The following is an 18,078-nucleotide window of genomic DNA, read 5'->3' on the forward strand; positions in this document are numbered from 1 at the left end:
CCGGAGCACACCGTCGGCTGTCGACGGCGTACCGAGCGTCGCGCAGCCCTACTTCGCCGGGAACGATGGAGGGAACAGCTCCTCGACCGGCCTGCGCAGATAGTCGCGCTCGGAGTACGCCGCGCGCATCCGATCGAACAGCCCTTGCGCGCGGCGCGACATCGCGGACAGGTCGATGCCGGGAATCGCGCCGTCCCGCAGGGTGATTCGTCCGGCGACCATCGAGAAGTCCGCCGCCCGCGCGGTGCTGTTCATGCACAGGGTGCGGATCGGATCATCGAGGACACCGTCGCGGGGATCGTCGAGGCGGAAGGCGACCAGGTCGGCGGTCGCCCCGGCCGCGAGTCTGCCCAGGTCGGGGCGTCGTAGGGCGTCCGCGCCGCCGAGCGTGGCCGCCGTCAGATACTCGCCGTAGGTCGCGCCGTCGAGCCGACGGGTGAGCAGTTTGGCGATGGTGACGCCGATGTCGATGCCGCGCACCAGATCCGGTGGGAAGGAGTCGGTGCCCAGCGCGATCCGCACGCCCGCCGCGCGGTAGCGGTCGAAGGTGTCCAGCGCCGAGGCGTGCCTGGCCGAGGTGAGCGGGCAGTGCACGATCGTGGCCCCCGACGCGGCCAGGGTGCCGAGATCGTGGTCGGTGTCCGCGTCGACCTGCGGGTGCGCGTCGAGGTAGATGCCGTGGGGGATCAGCAGATTCGGCCCGAGCAGTCCGGTCCGCGCCAGCACTTCCAGCGGCGGTGCGGCGAAGCGTTCCAGGATGAACTCGCGCTCCACCAATCCTTGGAGCGCGTGCAGGCGGACCAGGGCGCCGCTCGCCGAGGCGAGCTCGGCCGTGCGCCGCATCAGCTCCTCGGTGAGCGTCTCGATCCGGCACGGCAGCAGCGTGCCGTGCACGAGATCGGAGCCGCGCTCCGCGGCCCAGTCGAGAAACCTGGCCGCACCATCGAATCCGGCGCGGCCGAGTTCGTCGTTCCAGTAGACGGACCGCGTGCCGTCCGCGTCCACCACGTTGACCCCACCGCGATACGCGGGGCCGAGGTACACCCGCAGCCCGAGCCGTTGCGCCGCCTCGGCCATCGCGACGGCGTCGTCGAACGTCTCGGCCCAGTCGCTGTGTACTTCCGAGGCGATCGGCATCGCCGTCGTCACTCCGTGCAGCAGCAATTGGACGAAGCTGTATTCGCGGATGAACGCCCGCTCCTCGGCGTCGAAGACCGCCCGCCGTCGATGCGTGGCATAGTCCCGTGACCAGTGCAGGCCCAGACCCAGCTCGCGCGACTGCCACGAATCCAGAATCGTGTGGTCGATATCGGCGAGCGCGTCGAGATCGATGAGGCCGGGCAGCAACAGCGCGTTCCCGAGATCGATCACCTCGTCGGCCGGTTCCGCGCCGCGTGGCCCGACGGCCACGATGCGTGAACCCGCCACCACCACTTCGGCATCGGTGAGCAGCACGTGCCCACCCGCCGAGTCCGCCGCAGCGGCCTCGGTGCGCTCGGCGGAATACGCCAGCACATGCCGTGCGCGAATACTTCGTCGCACGCTCAGCTCCCTTCCCTGCCGAAACGTCCGGGGATCTCGAACCCCTCGATCGCTGTGTCGACCGAAACCACGGCGCCCCGATGGATGACGGTCCGGGCGGCGGGCCGATCCATCACGGCCGCCGTCGGGCTCACCGCGTCGACCAGGAAGAACTCCGCCGGATCACCGACCGCGACACCGGGATGCGGATCGAGCAGGTCGAGCGGACGCAGACTCCGATCGATCACGCTCGCGCCGCCCCAGGTCGCCACGGCCAGTGCGTGCTCCACGTGCTGATCCGACCCGTACCCGTTGACGAACGCGAGTTGCCACGCGCGGTCGAGCATGTCGCCGTTGCCGTAGGGCGACCAGTAGTCCCGCTGACCGTCCATCCCGACCCCGACCCGCACGCCGGCGGCCGCCAGGTCGAGCAGGGGCAGTGCCCAGCCCTGCGCGCCCGCCGCGTGCGTCAGCGCGATATCGAACTCCGCCAGCTGCGCGATGGCCCCCGGCACGCCGGGCAGTCCACTGGCCAGACACCGCGCGTGCGAGATGGTCACCCGACCGGTCATCCCGAGTGCCCGCACCCGCTCGATGATCAGCGACAACGTGAACAGCCCGAGCTCGCCCGCCTCGTGCAGATGGATGTCGACCCCGGCCTGGTGCTTTTCGGCCAACCCGAACACCGCGTCGAGATGCCGTACCGGATCACGGTCGAGTTCGCACGGGTCCATCCCGCCGACCAGGTCGGCACCGGCCGAGAGCGCCGCGTCCATCAGATCGACGACACCGGGTTCGAGCAGAATGCCGACCTGCGGGAACGCCACGATCTCCACGTCGCAGACGTCGGCGTAGCGTTCCCGCGCCGCGAGTTCACCCTCGAGCTTCGCGAGCCCGGTGTCGGCGTCCACCTGGGCGTGGCTGCGAATCCTGGTGGCGCCGTTGGCGACCGCGACGGCGAGGGTGAACGAGGCCCGCTCGGTCACCGAGCGCTCGGCCGTGCGCCACTGCGCCCGGTCGTTCATGATCCGGCCCCACCGGCCCGGCTCGCCGGTCTGCGCCCGGAACGGCAGCCCCAGGCGACTGGAATCCAGGTGCAGGTGCACGTCGGACAGGGCGGGCAGGAGCAGCCTGCCCGCGCCGTCGACCCGCTCGGCGGCCGTCCTCGTCGTGCCGGTCGCCGCGACCGTGGCGACCACGCCGTCCTCGATGAGCACGTCCACCGGCTCGGTGCCCCACGGGCGCACATCGCTGAGCAGCAGCGAATCCCCCATGGACTCAGTCCTTTCCGAAGCTCGCCAGGTCGACGGTGATCATCCCGTCCGCCCGGGGCTGCCACCGCAGCGCCGGGTCGACGGCGTAGCTGGCGTCCGGGGTGTAGAGGCCGATCAGCAGCGCCTTCGCGTCGTTGAGGGTGAACAGCTCGCGGTAGACGTCGATCCTGGCCTGCCCGGCGACGGTCCGGGTCTTGGCCACCAGCGCCTGGGTTTCCGGCAGCATCGCGTAGTCGTTCCACTGCCCGCCGAACATCGAGGCGATCGGCGCGTCACCGTCCATGGTGGAGGGGGCGTAGGTGTTGAGGTAGATGCCGGTGGCGGCCTTCTTGCTGTAGATCATCTGCGACAGGCTGCTCTGATCGGTGCCCTGCAACGTGATGGTGATGCCGACCTCGGCGAGGTTGGCCTGGATCGACTGGGCGATCTCCGAACTCAGCGGGATGCGCCCGTTGGTCGCGTACTGGAACGGGATCGGCGTCCCGCGGTAGCCCGCCGCGGCCAGCAACTGCTTGGCCTTGGCGGTATCACGCACCGGCGCCGGGTAATTCGGGTCGAATCCGCCGACGTTCTCGGCGACCAGCTGGTTGTCGACCGTCGCCCGGCCCGCCAGCAGGGTCTTCACGATGCCCTCGCGATCGATCGACAGCGCGATCGCCTCGCGGACCCGCTGGTCGGCCAGTGGACCGGCGGTGGCGTTCATGCCGAGGAAGGTGACACCGTTGGAGACCCGCGACTCGATCCGCACGCTCGATGAACCCTCCACGGCCGCCACCTGATTCGGGGCGACCAGCGCGATGTCGAGGCTGCCGGACTGGACACCGTTGAGCCGGGCGTCGGCGTCGGCCACCGTCTTGAAGGTGACCGCCTCCATCGTGGCCTTCTCGCCCCAGTAGTCCGGATTGCGCTTGACCGCGTATTCGACGCCGCGCGTGTAGTGATCGAAGACGAACGGCCCGGACCCGACCGGCGCGGCGGCGAATCCCACGGACCCCAGCTTCGTGTACACCGACTCGGGCACGATCGAGACGCCGGTGGTGATCGTCGGCCACGCGGAGAACGGGGCGTTGAGGCTGAACACCACGGTGTTGCCGGGTCCGACGGCGGCGGAGGTGAACATCTCCATGTAGGTGGCCGGGTCGCCGGTCGGCGTCGCCTTGATCTGGTTGTAGGTGAACGCGACATCGGAGGCCTTCAGCGGCTCGCCGTTGTGGAATTTCACACCGTCGCGGATGGTGAAGGTCCACTGGGTGAAGTCGGCGTTGTGCTCCCACTTCGTCGCCAGCTTCGGCCCGATCACGCCTTCGCTGTCGAATCGGGCGAGCTGGTCGAAGGTCGCGAAGTAGTAGTTGTAGCCGGCCAGCGACCCGTCACTGATCGGGTCGGGCACGTCGGTCGGCTCGGTGACCGCGCCGACGACCAGCGTTGTCGCCGAAGCGGTGTCGGAACCCGCGGGCGCGCAGGCACTGAGGGTGAAGGTGGCGAAGGCGAGGACGGCGAGCCCTGTCGCCATCCCGCGGGTGATCGGTTTCATCGGTTTCCTTTCGACGGGCGTGCGAGCGGGTGCAGGCAGGCCGCGACATGGTCGGTACGACCCTGTGGTTCGAGTTCCGGTACGCGCGTCGCGCAGTCGGCGGTGGCGAGGGGGCAGCGGGTGCGGAAGGTGCAGCCGCTCGGTGGGTTCGCGGCATCGGGCAGTTCGCCGCGCACCAGCGTCGAGGTGTCGCGGCGGCGTCGATGCGGGTCGGGCACGGGCGCCGAGGCGATCAGGGCCCGCGTGTACGGGTGCGCGGGGCCGGTGAAGACGTCTTCGGTCGCGCCGATCTCGACGAGCTTGCCCAGGTGCATCACCGCGATCCGGTCGGACAGGTGGCGCACCACCGACAGATCGTGGGCGATGAACAGATACGACAGCCCGAGCTGTTCCTGTAGGTCCTGTAGCAGATTGATGACCTGGGCCTGCACCGAGGCGTCCAGCGCGGAGACGGGTTCGTCGAGCACCAGCACCTCGGGCCCCGGGGCGAGCGCCCTGGCGATGCCGAGCCGCTGCCGCTGCCCGCCGGAGAACTCGGCGGGCTTGCGCGCCAGCGCGTCGCGGCCCAGTCCCACCTGATCCAGCAGCTCCACCACGCGCTCTCGCCGGTATCCGCCCGCGATACGCAGCGGCTCGGCGACGATGTCGTGCGCGGTCATGCGCGGATCGAGAGAGGAGTACGGGTCCTGGAACACCAGCTGGACCCGGTTGCGCAGTGCGCGCCGGGCCTGCGGGCGCAGCGTCGCCAGATCGTGGCCGAGGATCCGGATCGAGCCCGCGCTCGGGGTATTGATCCCGAAAAGGGTGCGGACCAGCGTCGACTTGCCGCCGCCGGATTCGCCGACCAGGCCGAAGGTCTCGCCGCGGCGGACCGCGAAGCTCACGCCGTCGAGGGCGCGGAGCCTGCGTGTGCCGAGGAGCCCGCGCCTGCTGGTGAAGCTCACCTCCAGTCGGTCGACCCGGATGACGTCCTCGGGCTCGTCGATCGTCGTCATGCGGAGAGGTCCTGTTCGATCGGCGCGGACTCGATCGCGGGCGGGCAGGCCACCGCGCGCCCGCCGGCCAGCGGGACGAGAACCGGTGTGGTGGTAGAGCATTCGTCGTTCTTCCCGGCGAACTCGCAGCGCGGGGCGAAGCCGCATCCGGGCGGACGTCGCGTCGGTGACGGGGGCGAACCGGGGATGGCGTAGGCCCTGGCGCCGCCCGACTGTCCGAGCAGGCTGCGTTGCAGCCCCCGGGTGTACGGGTGGGTGGCGTCGTCGAAGATCTGCCACACGGTCCCGGTCTCGACGACCCGGCCCGCGTACATGATCGCCACCCGATCGGCGTACTGCGCGACCAAGCCGAGGTCGTGGGTGATCAGGACCATCGCCGCGCCACTGCGGGCGCGGGCCTGCGCCAGCACCTCCATGAGCTGGGCCTGGATGGTGACGTCGAGGGCCGTGGTCGGCTCGTCGGCGATGAGCACCGCCGGATCGTTGGCCATCGCCATGGCGATCACCGCGCGCTGCCGCATGCCACCGGACCACTGGTGCGGGTAGGCGCGGGCCCGCTCGGCAGGCTGGGGAATGCCCACGGCGGCGAGGAGTTCGACGACGCGCCGAGTGCGTGCCCGGGCGTCGAGCCGCTGGTGCACGGCCAGCGCGCGCCCGATCTGGACGCCGACCCGGCGGACCGGGTTGAGCGTGGTCATCGGGTCCTGGAAAACCATGCCGAGCTCGGCGCCGCGGAGCTTGCGCAGGGTCTCGTCGTCCGCACCGACGAGTTCGGCGCCACGGAAACGCACACTGCCCGAGAAGATCTCCAGCGGTGCGGGCAGCAGGCCGAGCACGGCGAGCATCGTCACCGACTTGCCGGAGCCGGATTCGCCGACGAGACAGAGCACTTCACCCTCGGCCAGCCGCAGGCTCACCGAGTCGACGAGCACCACCCGCTCCCCCGCCGCCGTCTCGTAGCCCACGGTGAGATCGGTGATCTCCAACAGCGCGCTCATGCCGCGACCTCCTTCGCGAGTGCGCCGCGCCGGGCCCGCCGCACCCGGCGCAGCCCCTGCCCCTCGTCGGTGAATCGCCTACTGGCCAGCAGGGTTCCGCCGATCACCAGCAGCAGGGCGACGGCGGGCACGATCGTCAGATACGGGGCTTGGCGCAGATATTTCTGCCCGTCGGTGATCATCAATCCCCAGCTCGGGGTGGGCGGTTGCACGCCGAGACCGAGGTAGTCGAACGAGGAGATCATGATCAGCACGTTGCCGAGATCGGCGGTCGCCAGGATCAGCACCGGCGCGGTGACGTGTCCGACGACGTGCTCGCGCATCACCCAGCCCGAGCGCGCACCGAGCAACTTCGGCGCGATCACGAAATCGCGGCCGGACAGGCCCAGTGCCACCGAGCGCGCCACTCTGGCGTAGCCGACCCAGAAGGTGACGCCGAGGATCGTGGCCATCAGCACGGTGCTCGGTCCGCGAATGGCCGACACGGCCATGATCACCAGTGTCATCGGGACCGCGAGCTGCACGTCCGCGACGCCCATCAGCACGTTGTCGGTGACGCCGCGGAAGTAGCCCGACACCGTGCCGATCGCCATCCCGATCAGCGCGTTGACCACCACGATCACCAGGACCAGCCCGAGCGTGATCCGCCCGGCCAGCGCCAGCCTGCTCGCCAGGTCACGGCCGAGCGAATCGGTGCCGAGCGGGTAGTGCCCGTCGGTGAACGGCCGGGTGAACGCGGACGCGAGGTGCTGCGCGTACGGGTCGTAGCCGGGAAAGAGCGGGTAGAGCAGTGAGAACAGGACAACGGCCAGGATCATCGCGACGCCGGCGATCGTGGCGTGCTGACGGGGGCGGATCACCGGACCCTCGCTCTCGGGTCGATGACGCCGTAGAGGACGTCGATGCCGAAGTTGACGATCACGAAGATCGTCGCGATCACCACCAGCCCGGACTGGACCACCGGAAAGTCCCGGTTGAACACCGCGTCGAGCATGAGCTGACCCAAACCCGGCCAGGCGAAGACGTTCTCGACGATGACCAGACCACCGAGCAAGGTGCCCAGGGTGATTCCGGAGATGGTGAGTACCGGCAGCAGCGCGTTGGGCAGGACATCGCGCAGCAGCACCGACGACCGGCGCTCGCCGCGCGCGTAGGCGGTGCGCACGTAGTCCTGAGAGCTCTCCGCGACCAGCGAGTTGTCCAGCAGCCGCGAATACACGACGAACTGCGCGGTCGCGATGGTCACCGCGGGCATGACGATCGCGAGCGGATCGGCACCGGCCAGTGACGGTAACCAGCCCAGCGTCACCGAGAACACCAGCACCAGCAGCAGCCCGAACAGGAAGTCCGGCACGGCGAGTCGGGCCGCGCCGAGTCCGAGTGCGACCCCGCGCAACGACCAGCGGCCACTGAGATGGATGACGAGCACGACGGCGAAGGCCAGCGCGAGCCCGATCGCGAAGCCGGTGACGCCCAGTTGCAGGGAGGCGGGCAGACGCTGCAGGACCAGCGACATCGACGAGGTGCCGGTCTGCTGGTAGGAGTCCCCGAAATCACCCGACAGAATTCCGGTCAGGTAGTCGAGGTACTGGGTCAGCGGCGGCTTGTCGAAGCCGAGTTCGTGGTCGAGTGCCGCGATATCGGCCGCACTGGCGGTCTCGGGCAGCAGCGACGCGGCGGGGCTTCCGGTCAGCCTGCCGAGCAGGAATGCCAGTGAGATGACGGCGAAAACGGTGATCACCGCCTGCGCGAAGCGGCGGAGCAGATAGACGGCCAACTCGCATCCTCTCTGTGGCCGATGGTGAATCGGTATACAGAATTGGAGTTGGGTGTATCCCGCTTGTGTTCCGCACGTTTCGGTCCGGTGAATGATGCGGCTGGTCGAAAAGATATATATTTCGTGGTCAATGGGTGTTTTCGGACCGCTGTCCGACGGCGTATCCGGCTTCGGTGCACCAGTGATCCCTGCGCGACCAGATGAAACAACGGTCGACCGAAGATATATTCGTAGACTTACTCCGTGGCCCGAGACCAACGTCGCCCGGCGGAAGCCGTCGACGACACCTCCCAGACCCGGCGGATCTACGACGAGCTTCGGCGCAACATCATCACCGGGGTATACCGGGAAGGCGAGAAGCTACCGGAGGCCCGTGTCGCCGCCATGCTCGGCACCTCGCGACTGCCGGTGCGCGAGGCGCTGGCGCTGCTCGAATTCGACGGCATCGTCAGCGCGCTGCCCCGGCGCAGCGCGGTCGTGCGCTCCTGGGATCGCGCGGCGGTGGAGGAACTCTTCGACGTGCGGATCGGGCTGGAACCGCTCGGCGCCCGGCTCGCCGCCGCCCGCATCCGGCAGGGTCACGACAGCGCACCGCTGCGAGCCGCGCTACGAGAAGCGCAGGTGGCCACCGACTCTCGTGATCCGCTGCGGATCGCCGAGACCAACGCGAAGCTGCACGGCGCGATCGTCGAACTGTCCGGCAACAGCCTGCTCACCCAGCTGATGCGCACCATTCTCGCCCGGATGGCGTGGCTGTTCTTCCTCACCGCCGACCGCGACACCGAGGAGCAGCGCGACGAACATCGCCACCTCATCGAGGCGATCTCCTCCGGCGACGAACGCCTCGCCGAGTACGCGATGCTCAGCCACACCGAGGCGGGCCGCACGCCGACGCTGGCCATCGTCACCGCGCTGCGCCACGCCGACCCCGCCTGACAGCGGGGTCGGCGCGGTTCGGTCAGGCCGCGGTGACAGGGACCGGGTCCTCGGCGAACTGGGTGCGGTAGAGCTCGGCGTAGCGGCCGTCGGCATTGAGCAGGTCGGCGTGGGTGCCGCGCTCGACGATGCGGCCCTGCTCGAGCACCACGATCTGATCGGCGGAGCGGATCGTGGACAGCCGGTGGGCGATCACCAGCGCGGTCCGGCCGTGCAGCGCCTCGGTGAGCGCTTCCTGCACCGCCGCCTCGGAGGTGGAGTCCAGCGAGGCGGTGGCCTCGTCGAGGATCACCACGCGGGGCTGCTTGAGCAGCAGGCGCGCGATGGTCAGGCGCTGGCGTTCACCACCGGAGAGGCGGTAGCCGCGCTCGCCGACGACGGTGTCGAGGCCGTCGGTGAGCGAGTCGACCAGCTCGCCGAGCCGGGCCCGGCGCAGCGCGTCCCACAGTTCGTCCTCGGTCGCCTCCGGCCGTGCCAGCAGCAGGTTGGCGCGGATCGTGTCGTGGAACAGGTGACCGTCCTGGGTGACCAGGCCGACCGTGCGCTGGATGGACTCGGTGGTCAGCTCGCGCACATCGGTGCCGTTGAGCCGGACCGCGCCGGAGTCGACGTCGTAGAGGCGCGAAACCAGCTGGGCGATGGTGGATTTGCCCGCGCCGGACGAGCCGACCAGGGCGATCAGCTGGCCGGGCTCGGCCCGCAGCGACACCTCGTGCAGCACCTCCACGCCGCCCCGGGTGTCCAGGGTCGCCACGTCCTCGAGCGAGGCCAGCGAGACCTTGTCGGCCGAGGGGTAGCCGAAGGTCACCGCGTCCAGCTCCACCGCGACCGGACCGTCGGCGACCGGGACCGCGCCGGGCGCGTCCTCGATCAGCGGCCGCAGATCCAGCACCTCGAACACGCGCTCGAAACTCACCAGTGCCGACATGATCTCCAGGCGCGCGCTGGCCAGCGCGGTGAGCGGGGTGTAGAGGCGGGTCAGCAGCAGTGACAGGGCGACGACCGAACCCGCGTCCAGACTGCCCTGCAGGGCGTACCAGCCGCCCAGGCCGTAGACCAGGGCCAGGGCCAGCGCGGAGACCAGGGTGAGCGAGGTGACGAAGGTGGTCTGCAGCATGGCGGTGCGCACGCCGATGTCGCGGACCCGGGTGGCGCGCACCGCGAACTCCGCGGACTCCTGCCGCGGCCTGCCGAACAGCTTCACCAGGGTGGCGCCCGGCGCGGAGAAGCGCTCGGTCATCTGGGTGCTCATGGCGGCGTTGAGCTGCGCGGCCTCGCGCTGCATGGCGGCCAGCCGATTGCCCGCCCGGCGCGCGGGGATCACGAACACCGGCAGCAGCACGAGCGCGAGCAGGGTGATCTGCCAGGAGATGCTGAGCATGACCGCGAGGGTCAGCGCCAGCGTCACCAGGTTGGTGACCACGCCCGACAGAGTGTCGCTGAACGCGCGCTGCGCGCCGATCACATCGCTGTTGAGCCTGCTCACCAGCGCGCCGGTCCTGGTGCGGGTGAAGAACGCGACCGGCATCTTCTGCACGTGATCGAACACGGCGGTGCGCAGGTCCAGGATCAGGCCCTCACCGATCCGGGCGGACAGCCACCGGATGACGATGCCGAGGCCGGCGTCGAGCACCGCCAGGCCCGCGATGGCGAGCGCGAGGATGACGACCGTGCGCGGCGCCGAGCCGCCGACGATGTCGTTGACGACGCGACCGGCCAGCACCGGCGTCGCCACGCCGAGCACCGCGGCGAGCACGCTGAGCAGCAGGAACGCCGAGATCCGCCGCCAGTGCGCCTCGGCGAAACGCAGAATGCGCCGCGCGGTGGACAGGCTGAACGGCCGCTCCTCCTCGGGCGCGTTCATCCGCCGGTACATCTGGCTGTAGGCCACCGATTCGATACTCACTGCCGCACTCCTCTTCGCTCCCCACCCATCGAACTCCTGCCCACCGACACTAAAACCTCAACAAAGGTTGACTGCAAATACATTTCCGGGACCGCCCGTTCCGCCGGCAGCGAACACCGGCGAAATAAGCTGGTCGGGTGGATGGCGACCGGAGTGCGGAGCTACTGGCCGATGCCCTGCGCGGCCGGCTCGACGGCGCGGTCGACGCGTCGGTCCGCCGCCGCGCCGAGTACTCCTCGGACGCCTCCAACTACCGGGTCCGGCCCACGCTGGTGGTGTTCCCGCGCCACGACGCCGATGTCGCCGCGACCGTCACCTTCGCCCGCGAACACGGGCTCTCGCTGACCGCGCGCGGCGCGGGGACCTCGGTGGCGGGCAATGCCGTGGGTCCCGGGATCGTGCTCGATTTCAGCAGGCATCTGCGGGGCGTGCTGGCGGTCGATCCGCAGGCGCGGACGGCCCGGGTGCAGCCGGGCGTCGTGCTTTCGGACCTGCAACGACGGCTGCGGTCCGACGGTCTGCGGTTCGGGCCCGACCCGTCCACCCAGGACCGCTGCACGCTGGGCGGGATGATCGGCAACAACGCCTGCGGGCCGCACGCGCTGGCCTGGGGGCGCACCTCCGATCGGGTGCGGTCGCTGCGCGTCGTCGACGGGACGGGCACCGAACGGGTGCTCGGGGACGACCTCGGCGTGGTTCCCGGTCTGGCCGGATTCGCCACCGCCAACCTCGCGGTATTGCGCACCGAGCTGGGCCGATTCGATCGGCAGGCGTCCGGGTACGGGCTGGAACACCTACTGCCGGAGCGTGGTTCGTCGATCGCGAAGGCATTCGTCGGCACCGAGGGCACCTGTGGACTGCTGCTCGAGGCCGAACTCGACCTCACCCCGGTGCCCGCCGCCACTGTGCTGACCGTGCTCGGCTACCCCGATATCGCCACGGCGGCAGACGATGTCGCCGCGGTCACCAGGTACGGGCCGATCGCGGTGGAGGGCATCGATGCCGGTCTGGTCGACCGGGTCCGCGCGCATCGCGGCACGGTGCCCGCACTGCCGCGCGGGCGCGGATGGCTGTTCGTCGAGACGGCGGGGGCGAGTGCCGACGAGGCGTTCGCGCAGGCCGAGCGGCTGTGCCGGGAGGCGAACGCCGAGGACCATCGCATCGTCACCGATCCCGCTGCCGTGGCGGCACTCTGGCGGATCCGGGCCGACGGAGCCGGATTGGCCGGGCGCACACCGGACGGTCGTCCCGCCTGGCCCGGCTGGGAGGACGCCGCCGTCCCACCCGCTCAGCTGGGTCGCTACTTGCGCGAATTCGCCTCGCTCACCGCGGCGTACGAGGTCGACGGGCTGCTGTACGGCCATATCGGCGACGGTTGCATCCACGTCCGGCTCGATTTCCCGATCGCCGACGCGCCCCGGCGTTTCCGGTCCTTCCTGTTCGACGCCGCCGAACTCGTAGTGCGCCACGGTGGTTCGCTCTCCGGCGAACACGGCGACGGGCGCGCCAGATCCGAACTGCTCGCGGTGATGTACTCCCCCGCCGCGCGTGCCGCCTTCGCCGGGTTCAAGGCGTTGTTCGACCCCGACGACGTGCTCAACCCCGGCGTCCTCGTCGACGCGGCGCCCGTGGATGGCGACCTGCGAGTCGCGGGGCTGCGTCCGCTGCCCTCGGTGGGTGGTTTCGCGCTGGCCGACGATGCCGGCGATCTGTCCACAGCTGTGCACAGGTGTGTAGGAATCGGCAAGTGCCGGGCGGACACTCGCGCCTCGGGCGGCTTCATGTGCCCGTCGTACCTGGCGACCGCCGACGAGAAGGACAGCACTCGAGGCCGCGCCCGCGTCCTCCAAGAGGTCGTCCGCGGCGAACTCGATTGGCGCGCACCGGCGGTCGAGGAATCACTGGATCTGTGCCTGTCCTGCAAGGCCTGTGGATCGGACTGCCCGGCGGGCGTCGACATGGCCACCTACAAATCCGAAACCCTGTACCGCCGCTACCGAGGTCGCCCCCGGCCCCTCGACCACTACGTCCTGGGCCGACTTCCCCGCTGGCTCACTGCCGCCCAACGCTTTCCCCGCCTGGCCAACACTCTCGCCGCCCGCCCCCTGCTCCGCCGAACCGCCATGCGCGCGGTCGGCATCGATCCCCGCCGCCGAGCACCGGTCCTCGCGCCGACGCCGTTCCGCCGGATCTGGCAGGAAATCGGTGGCAACCGCCGCACCGAGCCCGCGGTCGCCGCCCTCGTGCGCTCCCGCCACCACGACCTACTGCCGCACTCGCGCACCGACGACCCCGCCGCCACCACCACCACGAAAGCGACGTCGACCGGGTCGTCGACGGGGAGCGAGCGCACGGTGCTGCTGTGGGTGGATTCCTTCACCGACACCTTCGATCCGGCGAACGCGATCGCCGCGACGGTGTTGCTCGAAGAACTCGGCTACCGGGTACATATCCCCACGGCTCGGGTCTGCTGTGGATTGACGTGGATAACCACCGGACAGCTCGACGGCGGGCGTGCTCGGCTGCGGGCGACGGTGGAGGCGCTGGCCGACCACGTGGCCGCGGGTGGACTGGTCGTCGGTCTCGAACCGTCGTGTACCGCCGCGCTGCGCGCCGACCTGCCGGAACTACTGGCCGATGATCCGCGGGCGGCGCGGGTCGCGGCTGCCGTTCGGACGCTGGCCGAGCTCCTGGTCGACCAGCCCGGATGGCGGCCGCCGCCCCGTGCGGGGGAACGGGTCGTGGTACAGCCGCATTGTCATCAGCATGCCGTCGGTGGGTTCGCCGCGGAGCGCAGGTTGCTGGCCGCGATGGGCGTCACCGTCGAGGAGCTGGCCGGGTGCTGTGGGCTGGCCGGGAACTTCGGAATGCAGAGAGGCCACTACGAGGTGTCCGTCGCGGTCGCGGAGAGTGCCCTGCTCCCGGCCCTGCGCGCAGCCCCGGACGGCACGACGTTCCTGGCGGACGGCTTCTCCTGCCGGACGCAGGCCGAGCAGCTGGCGAACGTCCGAGGAGTGTCGTTGGCGACGTTCCTCTTGGGCGGCTGAGGTGCGCGGCCGTCCGATGCGTGCGCCGTGTCCGGCGCCCGCGCGGTAGGCCCGCGGTCGAACGCGGCTCAGCTACCGCCGGGCAGGGTGCCGGGCGCGATCTGGTACCCCGAGCTGCCCGCCGACCCGCTGCCCCACGCCGCCAGCAGCCAGTTGAGTGCGTTGGTGATCATCGGGTACCTCCTGCATCGATGGGATGCCGGCTGTTTGCCAACACGATCTACATCGCGGTGAACGTGGCGAATATTACGAACACGCATCGGCGCGGGAGCGGGCGCGCACAATGGTCGGGTGCGCGATCAGACCCTCGACCCCGGCCTGACGACGGCCGGGCTGTCCAGGACCGTCCGGTCGAGCAGACCGTTCGACGTCGGGCTCACCGTGGTCCCGCTGCGGCGCGGCGGCGGCGATCCGTGTCACCACGTCGACGCCGACGGCGCGCACTGGCACGCCTCCCGGATGCCGACCGGGGTGGTCACCTACCGGCTCGTCCAGGACGGCCGCGACGGCGCGCACGCGCGCGCCTGGGGACCCGGCGCCGAGGAATTCCTGGCCGGGCTGGACCGGATGCTGTGCCTCGAGGAAGACTTGGCCGACTTCACGCCCGAGCATCCCAAGCTGGTCGAAGCCCATCGCGTGGTGCCCGGCCTGCGGATGCTGCGGACCGGGCTGGTGTTCGAATCGCTGGTGCCGGCGATCCTCGAGCAGAAGGTGCACACCAAGTCCTCGTTCGCGGCCTGGCGCAGCCTGGTCCGTGAGTTCGGCGCGCGGGCGCCGGGGCCCGCGCCCGCCGGGCTGATGGTCGCGCCCGACGCCGAGACCTGGCGGCGCATCCCGTCGTGGAAGTACCACCGGGCCAATGTCGGCCCGCAGCGGGCACAGACCATCGTGCGCGCGGCCCGGGTCGCCGACTCGATCGAGCGCACCGCGCAGCTCTCGCCCGGCGAGGCCGCGCGGCGGTTGCGCAGCCTGCCCGGCATCGGTGTCTGGACGGTTGCCGAGACCGCGCAGCGCGCCTTCGGCGACGCCGACGCCCTCTCGGTCGGCGACTACCACCTGGCCGCGACGGTCGGCTGGAGCCTGCTCGGCAGGCCGATCGACGACGACGCGATGATCGAGTACCTGGAACCGCTACGGCCGCACCGCTATCGGGCGGTGCGCCTGCTCGCGCTGAGCGGGCAGGCGCACAAACCGAAATTCGGGCCACGCACCCCGATCACCGACCACCGGCACCGCTAACGGATCGCGCGCTGGTCGAGCACGCAGTGCCCCGCGTCGACGAGGGTGGTGCGGGCCCGCCTGCGGACCCGGCACTCGTCGACCGTGCAGTCGAGGTGCAATTGCATTGCGGCATGGGCCTGTTCGGCGTCCATCGGGCCCGGATCGGTGCCGCAACCGAGTAGTGCAGCGGCAATATGCATGTTCACATCGCTCAATTGCATGTCTCCAGGAGAGCACGCAACCGTTCGGCTAACGGCCGGTACACGCCGATCCCGATATTTCGCGGCGAATTCCCAGCACGGCATCCAACGGGGAGTGCAGGATTCCCCATAGTGGACGAAATCCACCGCCATAGGCGGGGCTGTGGGCTGTGGCGGGTTGCGAGCACAGAAGGAGTGGGGCTGTGGCAGCGAACGCATCGACCGGAGTGGGCGGACCGGCGGCAGGGGTCTCCTCGACACTGCCGCGCCGCCAGCTCGGCCGCTATCTGCGCGATTGGCGGACCCAGGCGGGTCTGACGATCGCCGAGGCCGCCAAGTTGATGGAATGGGGCGCCAGCACGTTGCAGCGCCTGGAAAAGGGCCAGGCCGACCGCATCCGGACGATCGACATCCACGAGCTGTGCCGGATCTACGGTATTCCGGACGATCTCGCCGAGGGCTTGACGGGCCTCGCGCAGCAGGCCGCCGTCAAGAGCTGGTGGCACGCGTACGGCGATCTGATTCCCGAAAACTTCGACGTCTATGTGGGTTTGGAGGCATCGGCGCATCGGCTGCGGGCTTATCAGTCCGAATTAGTCCTCGGCCTGCTGCAGACGGCGGACTACGCGCGTGCGCTGAATCAGCTGGGCTATCCCAAGGATTCGGTCGACGAGCTCGATCGGCGGGTCGCGTTGCGGCTGCAACGACAGGCGTTGATCAACCGCAAGCATTCGCCCGCCGAGATCGATGTGGTTCTGCACGAATCGGTATTGCATCGCATCGTCGGTGATGCAAAGGTGATGGCTGCGCAGTTGCGACATCTTGCCGACGCGAGCACCCGAAGCAATGTGACACTGCGTATCCTGCCGTTTGCCGCCGGTGTTCCACTCGGAGTCTCCACCGGACCTTTCACGGTTCTCGAGTTCGGCACCGACAGCAAGGGGCAACCGGTCGAACCACCGGTGGTGTACGCCGAAGGCTTCACCGGCGATCTCTACCTGGAACGACGCGCGGATGTCAGAAGGTACGACCGGGCTCACGAGTGCCTCCAGCGTCATGCGCTGGATATTCAACCGAGTAGACACCTGCTGCGGCAGGTCGCGAAGGAGTATGTGGCATGAGTTTCGATCTCGTCGACGCACACTGGTTCAAGAGCACGCGCAGCGGCGCGGGCAAGGACTGCGTCGAAGTGGCATTCCTGTTCGGTGGTCGCGTCGGCGTGCGCGACAGCAAGAACCCGGCCGGCCCCGCGCTGGTCTTCGACGGCCCGAGCTGGGACGCCTTCACCCAGGGCATCGACAACGGCGCGTTCGCGTGCGCCCTGGGCGCACGGTGAACAGCAAGCGCACCATCGACACCACCGGCGCGACCTGGCTGCGCGCCGGGACCGCGGGGGAGGGCAGCAGCGTCGAGGTCGCCATGCTGCCCGACGGGTACGTGGCGTTGCGCGACGGCAAGAATCCCGACGGTCCGGTGCTGATCTTCACCCCGAGCGAGTGGACCGCGTTCACCGCGGGCGTGCACGACGGCGAGTTCGATCGCCCTTGATCACGTTTGGATCAAGGCCCGGCCGGGTAGCCCATCTACATGGACCGAGGGTTGAAGAAAATGCCACCCCGGTACCGGAGGCTGGCGCCTGAGGACGGAGTCGAGCGCCTGATCGTGATACTGCTGTTCGCGGTATCGGCGATCGGGATCTATGTGCTCACCGGTTCGCTTCTCGGCGCGCTGTTCATCGGATTACTGGTCGGATTAGTCGCGGTGGGGACTGTCGCCGTGTTGTAGAAGGCGATCGCCGCGGGGGGCGCCATCACGTGCCCCGCGNCGGATTACTGGTCGGATTAGTCGCGGTGGGGACTGTCGCCGTGTTGTAGAAGGCGATCGCCGCGGGGCACGCCATCACGTGCCCCGCGGCGAGTCGCCTACCGACGGAACAGTTTGTTGCCGAGCCACACAATCGGGTCGTATTTGCGATCGACAACGCGTTCCTTCAACGGAATGAGCGCGTTGTCGGTGATCTTGATGTGTTCCGGGCACACCTCGGTGCAGCATTTGGTGATATTGCAATAGCTCAGGCCCGCCTCCTCCTGCGCCATTTCCCGGCGGTCGGCGGTGTCGAGCGGGTGCATCTCCAGTTCGGAGATGCGCATCAGATAGCGCGGGCCCGCGAAGGCCTGTTTGTTGTCCTCGTGATCGCGGACGACGTGACAGGTGTTCTGGCACAGGAAACACTCGATGCACTTGCGGAACTCCTGTGAGCGTTCCACATCGACCTGTTTCATCCGGTAGTCACCGGGCTTCAGATCCGCTGGAGGCGTGAAAGACGGTATCTGCCTTGCCTTCTCGTAGTTGAACGAGACATCGGTGACGAGATCCTTGATGATCGGAAAGGTGCGCATCGGCGTCACCGTGATCACCTCGTCAGGGGTGAAAGTCGACATCCGGGTCATGCACAGCAACCGCGGCCTGCCGTTCACCTCCGCCGAACACGAACCGCATTTTCCCGCTTTGCAATTCCAGCGGACCGCGAGGTCGGGTGCCTGGGTGGCCTGCAGGCGATGGATGATGTCGAGCACCACCTCGCCCTCGTTCACCAGCACCGTGTAGTCCTCCAGGCCGCCGCCGTCGAGATCACCGCGCCAGACCCGGAACCGGGCGTCGTACCCCAT

General features: G+C 69.3%; 17 protein-coding genes. 7 read left to right on the top strand and 10 right to left on the bottom strand.

Going from position 1 to position 18,078, the window contains the following annotated elements; genetic code table 11:
- Nucleotides 1-48 precede the first annotated feature (48 nt).
- From V8688_RS06845 to V8688_RS06875, 7 genes are read right to left on the bottom strand one after another with little or no spacing between them, the layout of a single operon-like run.
- Nucleotides 49-1,542, bottom strand: coding sequence for a chlorohydrolase family protein (locus tag V8688_RS06845; RefSeq protein WP_342800434.1), 1,494 nt, complete (start codon nt 1,540-1,542; stop codon nt 49-51).
- A 2-nt stretch (nt 1,543-1,544) separates the two neighbouring features.
- A complete protein-coding gene (locus V8688_RS06850) occupies nt 1,545-2,795 on the bottom strand; it encodes an amidohydrolase family protein (RefSeq protein WP_342800435.1) in 1,251 nt (416 codons plus the stop codon).
- Nucleotides 2,796-2,799: 4 nt separating this feature from the next.
- Nucleotides 2,800-4,329 (bottom strand): ABC transporter substrate-binding protein, encoded by a 1,530-nt coding sequence (locus V8688_RS06855; protein WP_342800436.1) that lies wholly within the window; start codon nt 4,327-4,329, stop codon nt 2,800-2,802.
- Complete coding sequence (locus V8688_RS06860; protein WP_308248472.1) at nt 4,326-5,324, bottom strand: oligopeptide/dipeptide ABC transporter ATP-binding protein; 999 nt, start codon at nt 5,322-5,324, stop codon at nt 4,326-4,328. Before V8688_RS06860 ends, V8688_RS06855 begins: the two co-directional genes overlap by 4 nt.
- Entirely contained in the window at nt 5,321-6,322 is a 1,002-nt protein-coding gene (locus V8688_RS06865) for an ABC transporter ATP-binding protein (RefSeq protein ID WP_316573060.1), read from the bottom strand. Before V8688_RS06865 ends, V8688_RS06860 begins: the two co-directional genes overlap by 4 nt.
- Nucleotides 6,319-7,182 carry an ABC transporter permease gene (locus tag V8688_RS06870; RefSeq protein ID WP_316573059.1) on the bottom strand — a complete coding sequence of 288 codons (864 nt, stop codon included), beginning with the start codon at nt 7,180-7,182 and terminating at the stop codon, nt 6,319-6,321. Before V8688_RS06870 ends, V8688_RS06865 begins: the two co-directional genes overlap by 4 nt.
- Nucleotides 7,179-8,099 carry an ABC transporter permease gene (locus V8688_RS06875; protein WP_316573058.1) on the bottom strand — a complete coding sequence of 307 codons (921 nt, stop codon included), beginning with the start codon at nt 8,097-8,099 and terminating at the stop codon, nt 7,179-7,181. The genes V8688_RS06870 and V8688_RS06875 overlap by 4 nt, the downstream gene beginning before the upstream one ends.
- 243 nt (nt 8,100-8,342) lie before the next feature.
- Between V8688_RS06875 and V8688_RS06880 the strand changes: the two genes are divergently transcribed.
- Entirely contained in the window at nt 8,343-9,035 is a 693-nt protein-coding gene (locus tag V8688_RS06880) for a GntR family transcriptional regulator (RefSeq protein ID WP_218718368.1), read from the top strand.
- 22 nt (nt 9,036-9,057) lie between these two features.
- Here the strand turns inward: V8688_RS06880 and V8688_RS06885 are convergent, their stop codons facing one another.
- Nucleotides 9,058-10,941 carry an ABC transporter ATP-binding protein gene (locus V8688_RS06885; RefSeq protein ID WP_218718369.1) on the bottom strand — a complete coding sequence of 628 codons (1,884 nt, stop codon included), beginning with the start codon at nt 10,939-10,941 and terminating at the stop codon, nt 9,058-9,060.
- 137 nt (nt 10,942-11,078) lie between these two features.
- On the opposite strand from V8688_RS06885, the gene V8688_RS06890 reads away from it, so the two are divergent.
- The gene (locus V8688_RS06890; RefSeq protein ID WP_342800437.1) at nt 11,079-13,988 is read left to right on the top strand and encodes an FAD-binding and (Fe-S)-binding domain-containing protein; all 2,910 of its coding nucleotides are present in this window, start codon (nt 11,079-11,081) and stop codon (nt 13,986-13,988) included.
- Nucleotides 13,989-14,279: 291 nt separating this feature from the next.
- Nucleotides 14,280-15,227, top strand: coding sequence for a DNA-3-methyladenine glycosylase 2 family protein (locus V8688_RS06895; protein ID WP_308248474.1), 948 nt, complete (start codon nt 14,280-14,282; stop codon nt 15,225-15,227).
- On the opposite strand, the gene V8688_RS06900 is transcribed toward V8688_RS06895, so the two are convergent.
- On the bottom strand, nt 15,224-15,409 hold the full coding sequence (locus V8688_RS06900; RefSeq protein ID WP_316573056.1) for a hypothetical protein: 186 nt from the start codon (nt 15,407-15,409) through the stop codon (nt 15,224-15,226). The two genes, V8688_RS06895 and V8688_RS06900, sit on opposite strands and share 4 nt — an antisense overlap.
- Nucleotides 15,410-15,612: 203 nt before the next feature.
- Here V8688_RS06900 and V8688_RS06905 point away from each other — a divergent pair, with 203 nt between their 5' ends.
- From V8688_RS06905 to V8688_RS06920, 4 genes are read left to right on the top strand one after another with little or no spacing between them, the layout of a single operon-like run.
- Nucleotides 15,613-16,530, top strand: coding sequence for a helix-turn-helix transcriptional regulator (locus V8688_RS06905; RefSeq protein WP_308248475.1), 918 nt, complete (start codon nt 15,613-15,615; stop codon nt 16,528-16,530).
- Complete coding sequence (locus tag V8688_RS06910) at nt 16,527-16,745, top strand: DUF397 domain-containing protein (RefSeq protein ID WP_218718371.1); 219 nt, start codon at nt 16,527-16,529, stop codon at nt 16,743-16,745. The genes V8688_RS06905 and V8688_RS06910 overlap by 4 nt, the downstream gene beginning before the upstream one ends.
- Nucleotides 16,742-16,957, top strand: a complete 216-nt coding sequence (locus tag V8688_RS06915) for a DUF397 domain-containing protein (RefSeq protein WP_218718372.1) — start codon at nt 16,742-16,744, stop codon at nt 16,955-16,957. Before V8688_RS06910 ends, V8688_RS06915 begins: the two co-directional genes overlap by 4 nt.
- 39 nt (nt 16,958-16,996) lie before the next feature.
- The gene (locus V8688_RS06920; RefSeq protein WP_218718373.1) at nt 16,997-17,194 is read left to right on the top strand and encodes a hypothetical protein; all 198 of its coding nucleotides are present in this window, start codon (nt 16,997-16,999) and stop codon (nt 17,192-17,194) included.
- Between the two features lie 137 nt (nt 17,195-17,331).
- On the opposite strand, the gene V8688_RS06925 is transcribed toward V8688_RS06920, so the two are convergent.
- Entirely contained in the window at nt 17,332-18,078 is a 747-nt protein-coding gene (locus V8688_RS06925; protein ID WP_342800438.1) for a succinate dehydrogenase/fumarate reductase iron-sulfur subunit, read from the bottom strand.

Origin of the sequence: Nocardia sp. No.11 (assembly GCF_038752175.1) — a bacterium.
GTDB lineage: Bacteria > Actinomycetota > Actinomycetes > Mycobacteriales > Mycobacteriaceae > Nocardia > Nocardia canadensis.

Excerpts from the sequence above, each read along its gene's own strand:
- V8688_RS06855 (WP_342800436.1), bottom strand. The coding sequence starts at position 4,329 with ATGAAACCGATCACCCGCGGGATGGCGACAGGGCTCGCCGTCCTCGCC.
- V8688_RS06850 (WP_342800435.1), bottom strand. The coding sequence starts at position 2,795 with ATGGGGGATTCGCTGCTGCTCAGCGATGTGCGCCCGTGGGGCACCGAG.
- V8688_RS06865 (WP_316573060.1), bottom strand. The coding sequence starts at position 6,322 with ATGAGCGCGCTGTTGGAGATCACCGATCTCACCGTGGGCTACGAGACG.
- V8688_RS06860 (WP_308248472.1), bottom strand. The coding sequence starts at position 5,324 with ATGACGACGATCGACGAGCCCGAGGACGTCATCCGGGTCGACCGACTG.
- V8688_RS06900 (WP_316573056.1), bottom strand. The coding sequence starts at position 15,409 with ATGCATATTGCCGCTGCACTACTCGGTTGCGGCACCGATCCGGGCCCG.
- V8688_RS06910 (WP_218718371.1), top strand. The coding sequence starts at position 16,527 with ATGAGTTTCGATCTCGTCGACGCACACTGGTTCAAGAGCACGCGCAGC.
- V8688_RS06920 (WP_218718373.1), top strand. The coding sequence starts at position 16,997 with ATGGACCGAGGGTTGAAGAAAATGCCACCCCGGTACCGGAGGCTGGCG.
- V8688_RS06925 (WP_342800438.1), bottom strand. The coding sequence starts at position 18,078 with ATGGGGTACGACGCCCGGTTCCGGGTCTGGCGCGGTGATCTCGACGGC.